This is a genomic window from Flavobacterium sp. (genome assembly GCF_021151785.1).
Lineage (GTDB): Bacteria > Bacteroidota > Bacteroidia > Flavobacteriales > Flavobacteriaceae > Flavobacterium.
In genome coordinates this window covers 45185-57484 of the sequence record NZ_JAGKWP010000002.1, presented here as the reverse complement: position 1 = coordinate 57484, position 12300 = coordinate 45185, and the positions used below count along the sequence as shown (strand labels likewise).

12 protein-coding genes are annotated in these 12300 nt (G+C 32.0%); 3 read left to right on the top strand and 9 right to left on the bottom strand.

From position 1 onward, the window contains the following. Positions 1-27: 27 nt before the first annotated feature. Positions 28-951, bottom strand: coding sequence for a choice-of-anchor J domain-containing protein (locus QZ824_RS00585; RefSeq protein WP_291274104.1), 924 nt, complete (start codon positions 949-951; stop codon positions 28-30). 284 nt (positions 952-1235) lie between these two features. On the opposite strand from QZ824_RS00585, the gene metK reads away from it, so the two are divergent. Beyond that, the gene (metK, locus tag QZ824_RS00580) at positions 1236-2486 is read left to right on the top strand and encodes a methionine adenosyltransferase (protein WP_291274103.1); all 1251 of its coding nucleotides are present in this window, start codon (positions 1236-1238) and stop codon (positions 2484-2486) included. A 35-nt stretch (positions 2487-2521) separates the two neighbouring features. On the opposite strand, the gene accD is transcribed toward metK, so the two are convergent. The 3 genes from accD to QZ824_RS00565 form a co-directional block, all read right to left on the bottom strand. After that, entirely contained in the window at positions 2522-3376 is an 855-nt protein-coding gene (accD, locus tag QZ824_RS00575) for an acetyl-CoA carboxylase, carboxyltransferase subunit beta (protein ID WP_291274102.1), read from the bottom strand. A gap of 75 nt (positions 3377-3451) precedes the next feature. Continuing rightward, positions 3452-4519: a class II fructose-bisphosphate aldolase gene (fbaA, locus tag QZ824_RS00570; RefSeq protein ID WP_291274101.1), complete on the bottom strand. Its 1068-nt coding sequence runs from the start codon at positions 4517-4519 to the stop codon at positions 3452-3454. Between the two features lie 43 nt (positions 4520-4562). After that, positions 4563-7037 (bottom strand): BamA/TamA family outer membrane protein, encoded by a 2475-nt coding sequence (locus QZ824_RS00565; protein WP_291274100.1) that lies wholly within the window; start codon positions 7035-7037, stop codon positions 4563-4565. 111 nt (positions 7038-7148) lie between these two features. Between QZ824_RS00565 and QZ824_RS00560 the strand changes: the two genes are divergently transcribed. Further along, a complete protein-coding gene (locus tag QZ824_RS00560; RefSeq protein ID WP_291274099.1) occupies positions 7149-7871 on the top strand; it encodes an RNA methyltransferase in 723 nt (240 codons plus the stop codon). A 1-nt stretch (position 7872) separates the two neighbouring features. Here QZ824_RS00560 and QZ824_RS00555 read toward each other — a convergent pair whose 3' ends face one another. The 3 genes from QZ824_RS00555 to QZ824_RS00545 all read right to left on the bottom strand — a co-directional run bounded on the left by QZ824_RS00555 (position 7873) and on the right by QZ824_RS00545 (position 9886). After that, a complete protein-coding gene (locus QZ824_RS00555) occupies positions 7873-8571 on the bottom strand; it encodes a porin family protein (protein ID WP_291274098.1) in 699 nt (232 codons plus the stop codon). A gap of 3 nt (positions 8572-8574) precedes the next feature. Next, positions 8575-9306 (bottom strand): bifunctional demethylmenaquinone methyltransferase/2-methoxy-6-polyprenyl-1,4-benzoquinol methylase UbiE, encoded by a 732-nt coding sequence (gene ubiE / locus QZ824_RS00550; protein WP_291274097.1) that lies wholly within the window; start codon positions 9304-9306, stop codon positions 8575-8577. Positions 9307-9400: 94 nt separating this feature from the next. Next, positions 9401-9886, bottom strand: coding sequence for a dihydrofolate reductase (locus tag QZ824_RS00545; RefSeq protein ID WP_291274096.1), 486 nt, complete (start codon positions 9884-9886; stop codon positions 9401-9403). Positions 9887-9995: 109 nt separating this feature from the next. On the opposite strand from QZ824_RS00545, the gene QZ824_RS00540 reads away from it, so the two are divergent. Continuing rightward, complete coding sequence (locus QZ824_RS00540; protein ID WP_291274095.1) at positions 9996-10157, top strand: hypothetical protein; 162 nt, start codon at positions 9996-9998, stop codon at positions 10155-10157. 7 nt (positions 10158-10164) lie between these two features. Here QZ824_RS00540 and QZ824_RS00535 read toward each other — a convergent pair whose 3' ends face one another. Continuing rightward, positions 10165-10989, bottom strand: a complete 825-nt coding sequence (locus QZ824_RS00535) for a thymidylate synthase (protein WP_291274094.1) — start codon at positions 10987-10989, stop codon at positions 10165-10167. Between the two features lie 13 nt (positions 10990-11002). After that, on the bottom strand, positions 11003-12256 hold the full coding sequence (locus tag QZ824_RS00530) for a nucleoside permease (protein WP_291274093.1): 1254 nt from the start codon (positions 12254-12256) through the stop codon (positions 11003-11005). Positions 12257-12300: the final 44 nt, after the last annotated feature.

The following is a 12300-nucleotide window of genomic DNA, read 5'->3' as shown; positions in this document are numbered from 1 at the left end:
GCTTTACTATGAATTACTAAACTCTAATTAATTTTTCACAAATTTAGCAGTTCCCTTGCCTTCATTAGTTTCAACTGATACAAAATAAACACCAGGAGATAAATTAGAAACATTAACCGAATTATCAACAACTGCTCCAGAAGCAACCGTTCTACCATTTAAATCTGTAATTGAAAAATGATTAACAGAATTACCATTTCTTGGTAAAAGATTAAGCACATTGCTTGCAGGATTTGGATACATAGCAAAATTTTGATTAAAGAAGCTATCTGTACTTAAAGGTCTGTCTACAGAAAAAGTATCAACTCCAATTAAATCAGAATTAGCACCATTCGGTCCACCATTAGTAATGAAATATCTAAAAGCGAATCTCACAGCCGTTGAACCAGATAAACCTGAAACTGTGTAAGTGTATTGCGTCCAAGTCTTAGGATAAACGAAACCAGCAGCCAAAGTAGGATTAACAGAAGTGCATAATGTTGTAAAGGTACCCACATCTGACGAACCTGTTGAAGGCACAACATGTGTTCCTGCTGAACTCATTCTTAACTCTAATCTATCAGGATAATCGGTAGTCCCATCAGTACCTTTACGTGTATAAAAAGTTACAATATCACCATTTTGCACTGTAATAGTTGGAGTAATTAACCAGTTACTAATAGTTCCCGCTCCAGTTGTACTATTAAAATTAACAAGAGCAAATGAATTATTTCCTCCAGCTTGTCCAACAGGCACGGTATTTACATTTCCACTTCCAAACAAAGCACTTGAGAGAGGAGTAGTGTAAGTAGCAACACTCCAAGTTGATGCCCCTAATGGTGAGCTTTGATTAGTAAATTGCCAACCAGCTGTTTGCATCGCTGTATTTGTTCCATCAAAACCAAAATTAAATACATTCTGTTGTGAAATACCTAAAAATGGCAATAAAATAAAAAGTAATGTTTTTTTCATGTGATTATTTTTATAGTTTAATTCTTAAATTTAATGTTTAAATTCGACACTCTGAACAAAATATCGTTAAAAAGAAAAAAAAATCGACCAAATTAATATTTTAAAAAAAATATATAATTCAATTTAAATTTAAATATGATTTCATAACTTTGCCAAAATTTAACAGAGGAAAAATTTGACTGATTGCAACCTCTATAAAAAATGCTAAAGCAGATGAATCCTTCTTTAGCTTTTTCCTGCAATTTCAATTTTTCTTCACTAATATTAATTTAATTAATTGTAATATGGCTTATTTATTTACGTCAGAATCTGTGAGTGAAGGACATCCAGACAAAGTTGCTGATCAAATCAGTGATGCTTTAATTGATCATTTTTTAGCCTTTGATCCTGAATCAAAAGTAGCTTGTGAAACATTGGTAACAACTGGACAAGTTATTTTAGCTGGTGAAGTAAAATCGAATACATATTTAGACGTTCAAAGTATTGCTCGAGAAGTAATCAAGAAAATTGGTTACACAAAGAGTGAATACATGTTTGAAGCTAACTCATGTGGTGTTTTATCAGCTATTCATGAACAATCAGCAGATATTAATCAAGGAGTGGATAGAGCAAGTAAAGAAGAACAAGGCGCTGGTGACCAAGGTATGATGTTTGGTTATGCAACTAATGAAACTGAAGAATTCATGCCTTTAGCTTTAAAATTATCACACCAAATTTTACAAGAATTAGCTGCTTTGAGAAGAGAAAACAAAGAGATTACTTACTTGCGTCCAGATGCTAAATCTCAGGTTACTCTTGAATATTCAGATGACAACAAACCTGTTCGTATAGATGCCATTGTGGTTTCAACACAACATGATGATTTTGCAGACGAACCATCGATGCTGGCAAAAATCAAAAAAGATATTATTGAGATATTAATTCCAAGAGTAATTGCTAAAAACCCACAATACGCTCACTTATTCAATGATGCGATTAAATATCACATTAATCCAACGGGGAAATTTGTTATTGGTGGGCCTCATGGTGATACTGGATTAACAGGTAGAAAAATTATTGTTGATACCTACGGTGGAAAAGGTGCTCATGGTGGTGGTGCTTTCTCAGGAAAAGACCCTTCAAAAGTGGACCGTTCGGCTGCTTATGCCACAAGACACATTGCTAAGAATTTAGTTGCAGCTGGTGTGGCTGACGAAATTTTAGTTCAAGTTTCTTATGCGATTGGTGTGGCAGAACCAACATCAATTAATGTTAATACTTATGGTACTTCAAAAGTTGAGTTAACCGATGGTGAAATTGGTAAAATTGTTGAAAATATTTTTGACATGAGACCTTACTTTATTGAACAACGCCTAAAACTTAGAAATCCAATTTATAGTGAAACAGCTGCTTATGGACACATGGGCCGTAAAAATGAAGTGGTAACAAAAGTTTTCAAATCTCCTGATGGACAAGAGAAAAAATTAGAAGTAGAATTATTTACTTGGGAAAAACTAGACTATGTTGACCAAGTAAAAGCTGCTTTTAAATTATAAAAAATAAAAAATCCCGATTATTCATCGGGATTTTTTTATCTTACTTCTTGATTTAAAATTAAATCGATATATAAATTAATTTTGTTTTTCAGTTCTTTTCTGTGAGCAATAAAATCCAAAAAACCATGATCTAACAAAAATTCAGACGTTTGGAATCCTTCTGGCAAATCCTTCCCTGTTGTATCTTTTACAACACGTGGCCCAGCAAAACCAATCAAAGCTCCTGGCTCAGCAATATTAATATCTCCCAACATAGCATAAGAAGCTGTTGTACCTCCTGTTGTTGGATCTGTACATAAAGAAATGTATGGAATTTTAGCTTCTGCTAATTGTGCTAATTTAGCTGAGGTTTTGGCTAACTGCATCAAAGACTGAGCAGCTTCCATCATACGAGCACCTCCAGATTTAGATATCATTACAAAAGGAATATTATGTTTAATAGCATAATCAATTCCTCTAGCAATTTTTTCACCCACTACAGCACCCATTGAGCCTCCAATAAATGCAAAATCCATACAAGAAACAACTAAATCTTTACCTTTAGATTTACCTACAGCCGTTCTAACAGCATCTTTTAAATTGGTCTTTTCTGTAACTTCTTTTAAACGCTCACTATATTTCTTTGTATCCACAAAATTCAATGAATCTACTGATGTTAAATTAGCATCAAGCTCAGTAAAAACGTTATCATCAAATAAAATTTGAAAATATTCTTTACTTCCTATTCTTACATGATAATCGTCTTCTGGGCTTACCCATAAATTTCTTTCTAATTCATCTGAATCAACAATTTTACCCGTTGGTGATTTATACCACAATCCTTTAGGAACGTCTTTTTTTTCATCGGTAGGGGTTTGAATCCCTTTTTCTTTTCTCTTGAACCAAGCCATAGTTTATAATTATGAATTATAAATTAAATTGCGAATTACAACTGTATGAAACAACAAACTTGCAATTCGAAATTATTATAAAGTATTTACATTATTTAAATCAGCAAATGCTTGCTCTAAACGTGTATTAAAAGTTACTTCCCCTTTTCTAACCCAAACTCTTGGGTCGTAATGCTTTTTATTTGGACTATCTGAACCTTCTGGATTACCTATTTGTGTTTTCAAATAATCTATTTTACCTATCATGTAGTCTCTAATCCCCTCTGTGAAAGCAAATTGTAAATCTGTATCGATATTCATTTTAATCACCCCGTAAGAAATTGCTTCTCTAATTTCCTCCAAAGTTGATCCAGAACCACCATGAAAAACGAAATCAACTGGATTTGCTGTTGTGTTAAATTTCTTTTGAACAAACTCTTGAGAATTTTTCAAAATTACTGGTGTAAGTTTAACATTTCCAGGCTTGTAAACTCCATGCACATTACCAAAAGCAGCTGCGATGGTGAATCTTGGACTTACTTTCATTAACTCTTCATATGCGTAAGCCACTTCTTCTGGTTGTGTATATAGTTTTGAACTGTCGACATCTGAATTATCTACCCCATCCTCTTCACCACCTGTGATACCTAATTCAATTTCTAAAGTCATATCCATTTTGCTCATACGCTCAAGATATTTTTTGCACAATTCGATATTTTCATGTAGAGGCTCTTCTGACAAATCTATCATATGAGATGAATATAATGGTTTACCCGTTTCTGCAAAATACTTTTCAGAAGCATCTAATAATCCGTCAATCCAAGGTAATAAATTTTTAGCACAATGATCTGTATGTAAAATAACTGTAGCTCCATATGCCTCAGCAAGCGTGTGAATATGTTTAGCTCCAGCAACTGCTCCTAAAATAGCAGATTGCTGATTTTCATTTGACAATCCTTTTCCCGCATTAAATTGTGCACCTCCATTAGAAAATTGGATAATTACTGGCGCATTTAACTTAGCCGCAGTTTCTAATACACCATTAATTGTACTTGAACCAGTTACATTAACCGCTGGTAAAGCAAATCCTTTTTCTTTGGCATATTTAAAAATTTCTTGAACTTGATTTCCAGTGGCAACACCGGGTTTAATATTGTGACTCATAATTTATGTTGTTAGATTTACAAAAGTAACAATTTTATTAATTCTAGAAAGGATAATTAATACCAATATTAAACACTCCTTCTTTTATACTCATATCTTTAAACCATCGCTGTTCCATTTCTTTAGCCGGATTATAAGCTTTGAAACCAAAATCAGTTCGTACTACAAAAAATCCAAAGTCATACCTGAAACCAATCCCTGAACCTAAGGCAATGTCTTTTAAAGAGGCAATTCCATTAAACTTCAACTTCTCATCTTCAACATTATCATAAACATTCCAAATATTTCCTGCATCTGCAAACAAGGCTCCATTCAATTTCCCAAAGATATTAAATCGGTATTCTAAATTAGCAGATAACTTAAAATTGGCTTCGTTAAAATCATTCAAACTATTACTTGAACCTGGTCCTAAACTGTAAGCCAACCAACCGCGATTATCGTTACTACCTCCTGCAAAATAACTCTTCGAAAACGGAATAGAATTTGCATTTCCATAAGGAATGGCTATACCTCCAAAAGTTCTAAAGGCAAGTGAACTTTTTCTTCTTATGTGTAAATGTTTTATGTATTCTAATTCAAATTTAAAATACTGCGCATATTCAATTCCAAACATAGTTTTCTTTCCATTATCACTAAATTTAGTGGGAAATTGTCTTGCGATTAAAGAAACAAAATTACCTGCACTTTCTACTTTTGCCCGAATATTATAAAATTCTATATCATTAAAACCCTTTTTAGAACTTAAATTGAAACTAAAGGAAGAAGACAAAATCAAGTTATCTTCAATTAATCGTTTTCTTCTTTCTCCAATACTATTAATTGTTCGATAAACAGAACTACCATAAGGAATTGTATTATAACTACCATCAACAACATCATTTACAAAACCCAAGGCTCCTGAATAAGTTAAATTTCCATCAGCATCTAAATAATCTGGATTAATTCCATAATCTTGAGCATATGCATTTAAGACACTGTAAGAATACTTGTAAACATTGAAATAGTTAGCTGTATTTAAATTTCTAATAAATTGTAAGTTTAATAAGTCAAATCGATATTTTTTTTCTTTTCCCTTCGTAGTAGTCCAATCATAGTAAAAATTACTCACATACGATTCTTTGTCAAGACCAATGTTCGTTTGTTTAGACATACCCATAGTTATAGATGTTGATGGAAACATGTCTTTTTTTATGATTCGTCGTGTATTAAAAGGGAAAAATATTCTTGGAAAAGATAGCTTCATGTCTGCTCCATACTCTCTTACATTAAAAAACAAATTATCTGGATTAGACAACTTACTTGAAGAACCTAAATTGCCACGCATGGAAAAGTCTAAAATCTCAGCACCTTTAAACACATTTCTAAAAGTAATACCAACAAATCCAGAGATGCCAAAATCTTGAATATTTGAGGTAGTGACGTCCGCTTTAATATTAAATTGTCTTCGCTTTAATGGTGACAAAATAATATTAGCCGTCAATGTATTACTATCTAAATTATTTTCCACGTATTGGATTCTAGGAAAAGAAAATACCTTTAAATTTGACAAAGCCTTACCCGTCAACACTTTGTCATTATCACTAAAAACTTTACCTTCTTCAATAAAAATCGCATCAGCTAAGGCCTTTGGTCTATACTTCAATTTACCTGAACTGTAAATATGAAACTTTTTATAGGTTGTACTATCAATAATCGCTGTTTTATCATTCGTTTGACGATCAGTAAAAATATTGACACGACTAACCTTGTATATTTTAAATGGCTTTGTAATTAAAGAATCGCCTTGTTTAATTTTTTTATCGTCTATACGAACAACAATATTAAGTTTTTTATTAGTTCCTAAAGTATCTGCATCATACTTAATATTGGTTTTTTCAAAATAGTACAACCCATTATTTTTAAACTCTTTTGTGATTCTATTTTTTTCTTCATCTTCCATAACAGCCGTAAAAGGCTTCCCTTTTTCAATGATTGAATTTCGTTCAATAGCTCTATACATAGAATCCACAACAGATGATTGAATTTTGGTAGAAATAGAGTCTACTAAGAAAGGATTGACTGTTTTTACAGAATAAGTAACCTTTGTTTTTTTATTTTTTAATGTGTCTACTTTAGCCTCTACTTTTACGTTATAAAACCCTCTATTGAAAAAATACTGTATCAATCTCCTCTGTGATTTTCTAACTTTTGCTGAATCTTGAATTACAGGTGCTTCACCTACTCTTTTTAAAAAATCACTGTAGCCAGAAACTAAAAAAGAATGACCTAAGCTATCTACTTGCTTCTTAGAATAGATTTTATTCATTCGGGCAATTCTATTTGGTTTTTTTCTTAGCCAAGCCTGATATGACGAATCTGGATTTTTTTTACTTAAATTATAGAGTTGTAGTCTAGGCTTAAAACCTAATAATTTACTATTTGGTTTTTGATAAAGTTGAATTTCTAATTCTTCTAAATTAGATTCTTTACCATTAACCATGATTTTATTTTGATGAAGTAAAAATTCATTCTTTTGCAATTTTCTTACTTCTGAACAAGAGTAAAAAAATAAACTTATAAGAAAAAATAATACTATTTTTGAAGACAGAAATTTCAAGCGCATAAAATTTATTCAAAAATACAATTTTTTATGGTTAGCAAAAACCAAATTAAACTAATTACTAGTTTACAGCAAAAAAAATACCGAAAATTACACCACCTTTTTATTGCAGAGGGTAAAAAAGTGATTAATGAATTGCTTGATGCTGATTTTGAATTGGTTTCCTTATTTGTAACCGAAGAAACTATTTTTGAAAAACACATCCCTTACACCTTAATTACCGAAGCTGAATTAAAGAAAATATCTGCTTTAACAACAGCAAATGATTGTCTAGCCGTATTTAAAATTAAAGAAATAGTTACTAAAAACGAAGACGAACTTGTTGTAGCACTTGATTCAGTTAGAGATCCAGGCAATATGGGAACCATTATTCGATTATGCGATTGGTTTGGCATCAAGAAAATAATTTGTTCTAATGAAACGGTAGATATTTACAACCCAAAGGTAGTACAAGCCACCATGGGTTCTATTGCAAGGGTTGAGGTTATTTATACGGATTTAGCTTCTTATCTTTCACAGTCAAATTTACCTATTTATGGTACTTTCATGGAAGGAAGTACTATTTATGAACTGAACTTACCCAAAAAAGGAATCATTGTAATGGGGAATGAGGCCAATGGAATTAGCCGCTCAATTGAAAAACTAATCACCCAAAAAATTAGCATCCCAAGATTTGGAACGATTCAAGCTACAGAAAGTTTAAATGTAGCAACTGCCACCGCAATTATTCTCTCGGAATTTAAAAGAAGATAAATTAATGAAATGTAAAATTAATAAAAATGGCTCTTGTTTTCATTGATTGAATATTTCCTGTCCATGGACTATTAGGATTATTATCACGTATTAGCTCATCTCCCATTCCAAAAACACCTCTGATTGAAGGAGAGAATTTAAAATATTCCAAATACAAATCAACACCAAAACCAATTTCATAATTACTTGTCCATTTTTTCATTCTAAAACGATTCGAGTAGTTATCATCTTGAGCATTTGCATTACTACCTAAATTCAATGTTCTTGAAAAACCACCTACTAAATAAGGCTTAATATTTCCTGTTCGTAAAGCAGAAAATTTCAACAATAAAGGAAAGTGCAAATTAGAAGATTTTACCTCTCTAAGTCGATCTACACTATCTTCTATATTAGGATAAGTTAAATTACGTTGCGTAGCATAAAATCCTGGTTCAAATCGAAGGTCAAAATAATCATTCAATCGCAAATTACCAACTAAACCCACACTAAACCCAGTAGTAGATTTCACCTCAATATCTTTTCCTACAGTGAGGTAATCAAATTTAAAATCATAACTATTAAAACCTAAAAAGTACCCCCAATGTGTTCTTTGTTTATCAAAATTTTCCAAATGAATAAGTGGATTTTTGCCAAACATGCCATATTGAGCAAAACTAATTTGAGTAAAAATTATAACAATAAATAGTGATTTCAACTTCATTTTTTATTTTTTTGATGCTTTGTATATGGTAGCTACACCCATCGTTTGAGGCAGATGTTGTACATCTATAAACCCAATTTTTCTCAAAATATTGTTTAAAACCTCTCCAAAAGGAAAATTTTGTGCCGAAGTAGATAAATATTGATACGCTTTTTGATCCTTAGAAAACAATTTACCAATCATTGGCATGACGAAATTAGTGTAAACATAGTAACCTTGTTTAAATGGAAACTGAGTGGGTACAGACGTTTCAAGAATCAATAATTGACCTTCAGGTTTTAATACTCTCAAAATTTCGGCTAATCCTCTTTCTAAATTCTCAAAATTTCTAACTCCATAAGCCACTGTAATAACATCAAAATAATCATTAGCGTAGGGAATATTTTCACCATCACCTAATACCATTTGAATTTTGTCATTTAAGTTTTTAGCCTGAATTTTTTGCTTACCAATTTCAAGCATACCTTGAGAAATATCCAGACCTATTATTTCTTGAGCAGAAGTCGAAGAAAACAATATAGCTAAATCACCAGTACCTGTAGCAATATCTAGAATAGTAGTTGGTTGCTTTTCTTGCACCATCTTCAAGATTTTCTTTTTCCATTTGGCATCTGTCCCAAAAGAAATAACTTTATTTAAACCATCATAATTTTCAGAAATGGTATCAAACATTTGGGCCACTTGTTCTTTTTTTCCTTTTTCAGAATCTTGATATGGTGTGATTATCTTTGACATAGCTCTATTTTTGGAGTACAAAAGTAATTATAAAATTCAATATTGAGGTTAAAAATCAACTCCTTTAACTTCATCAACGATCATTCTATCAAAATCATCTCCTTTGATAAGTAGTAAACGTAAAGTCAAAAACGTGTTGATCGTCTTTGGAATGAAACTCTTCGAAAATCAATTGCCATTTCTCTAAATCAATTTCTGGAAAGAAAGCATCAGCTTCAACAGTTGTATGCACTCTTGTTAAATCAATTCTATCAACTAAATTGATAGCTTGGTGATAAATTTGACCGCCACCAATTACAAAAACCTCTTCCTCTTTAGGACAAAAATCTATAGCCTCTTGCAAACTAGAAACTACTTTACATCCTTCAGGAACTGTATAATCAGCTTGACGTGTAATAATCACGTGCGTACGATTGGGTAATGGTTTTGGAAAACTTTCAAACGTTTTTCTTCCCATAATTATAAAATGTCCCGAAGTTAAACTTTTGAAACGCTTAAAATCATCGGGTAAATGCCAAACGAGTTGATTGTCTTTTCCTAAGGCATTGTTTTCTGCTGCGGCAGCAATTATAGTTAGCATAGATTAATTTATTTGAATTTTAAGAGGAAGATTATATTTATATTCCAATTTTTCACCCCTATATTCAGCAGGTTCCCAATTATTAAAACTTAACAAATGATTAATAACTATGTCATTAATTATATTATCTGATCCATTTGCTTTTAAAATTTTCACATCAGATACTGTACCATCCGTTTTTATAATAAACGAAATTAACATTTCTGGTTCATTTTCTTTTTTTGAAACATTAAATTGGTACAATCCATTACCATTAAATACAATCTACTGAATATAATCTAAACCGAAACTTCTCCTTTGATGTGTGGATGCGGATCATAATCAACTAGAGTAAAATCCTCGAATTTAAAATCAAAAATATTCTTAACCTCAGGATTCAAAATCATTTTTGGCAATTTTCTTGGTTCTCTACTTAATTGTAAATTCACCTGTTCAATATGATTATTATAAATATGAGCATCTCCAAAAGTATGAATAAATTCCCCTGCTTCTAAACCACATACTTGTGCCACCATCATGGTAAACAACGCATAAGACGCAATATTAAACGGAACGCCTAAAAATATATCGGCGCTTCTTTGATACAATTGACACGACAATTTTCCATCTGCTACATAAAATTGGAAAAATGCATGGCAAGGTGGTAAAGCCGCTTTTCCATTAGCTACATTTTCTGCAAATGAAACTGATGTATCTGGTAAAACAGAAGGATTCCATGCTGAAACAAGCATTCGTCTACTATTCGGATTTGTTTTCAAAGTTTCAATCAATTCTTTAATTTGATCTATTTCTTCATTGTTCCAATTACGCCATTGGTGACCGTAAACAGGTCCAAGATCTCCTTTGTCATCTGCCCATTCATCCCAAATTTTAACTCCATTTTCCTTTAAATAAGCAATATTCGTTTCTCCTTTTAAAAACCACAATAATTCATGAATTATGGACTTAACGTGTAATTTTTTAGTGGTAACCAAAGGAAAGCCATCACTCAAATCAAAACGCATTTGGTATCCAAAAACACTAATGGTTCCTGTTCCTGTTCGATCCCCTTTTTGGTGACCATTTTCTAAAACATGCTTTACTAAATCGTGATATTGTTTCATTATTTTTAAAAAATTAATGTGAAAACGATTCTACATCTTTAGGATTGTGCTTGTGTTTGAATAAAACAGCAAAAGCTACAGCAATTATTAATGCATAAATGGCAAAAGTCAACCAGATGTTATGCCAATCTTTTCCTTCAGCTGTAGTAAAATATCTATCAATAATATAACCACTAGTAACGCTTCCTAAAACAGCCCCAAACCCATTAGTCATCATCATAAATAAACCTTGAGCCGATGAACGAATAGTTGAATCAGTAGATGTTTCCACAAATAACGAACCCGAAATATTGAAGAAATCAAAAGCCATTCCATAAACTATACATGATAAAATAATCATCCATAAACCGTCACCAGGATTTCCGTAAGCGAATAATCCAAAACGTAATACCCAAGCAATCATGCTAAACAACATTACTTGTTTAATTCCAAAACGTTTCAAGAAAAACGGAATAGCTAAGATGAATAATGTCTCAGAAATCTGAGAAATTGACATGATGATAGTTGAGTATTTAACAACAATCGAATCTGCATACTCAGGAAGGTGTTTAAAATCATCTAAGAACACATCTCCATAGGCATTAGTCAACTGTAAAGCGGCCCCTAGAAACATACTAAAAATAAAAAACAAAGCCAGCTTGTAATCAGTAAATAATTTGAACGAACTTAGGCCTAGTAAATCAATGAAAGATTTATTGTCTGTTGTTTTTCCTTTTGGTTCACATTTAGGTAAAGTAAAAGAGTAAATACCTAAACCAATAGCGGCTATGGCAGCAATATAAAACTGATTTTCACTAGCTTTATTCCCAGTAAGATTAGTAATCCACATAGCTACAATAAAACCAACAGTACCCCACACTCGAATGGGAGGAAAATCTTTTACTACATCAAGATTACTCGTTTTCAAAGCATTATAGGCAACGGAATTTGACAAAGCAATAGTTGGCATGTAAAAAATCATAGCTACTAATATTACCCAGAAAAAGTCAGCTGGATTTGTGATTTGTGGCACATAAAACAAGGTAAACCCTCCTAAAACGTGAAGAATTCCATATAATTTTTCTGCATTAATCCAACGATCAGCAATTATACCACAAATCGTAGGCATAAAAATGGAAGCAATTCCCATTGTTGAGAAAATAGCTCCAAATTGTGCTCCATCCCATTGTTTAGTACCAAACCAGTAATTGGCAACTGTAATCAACCAAGCTCCCCAAACAAAAAATTGGAGAAAGCTCATAATAGTCAATCTAAATTTAACATTCATAAAGAAATAGTTTTTTGATTAGTCTAGTTTTAGTTATAGTTGCG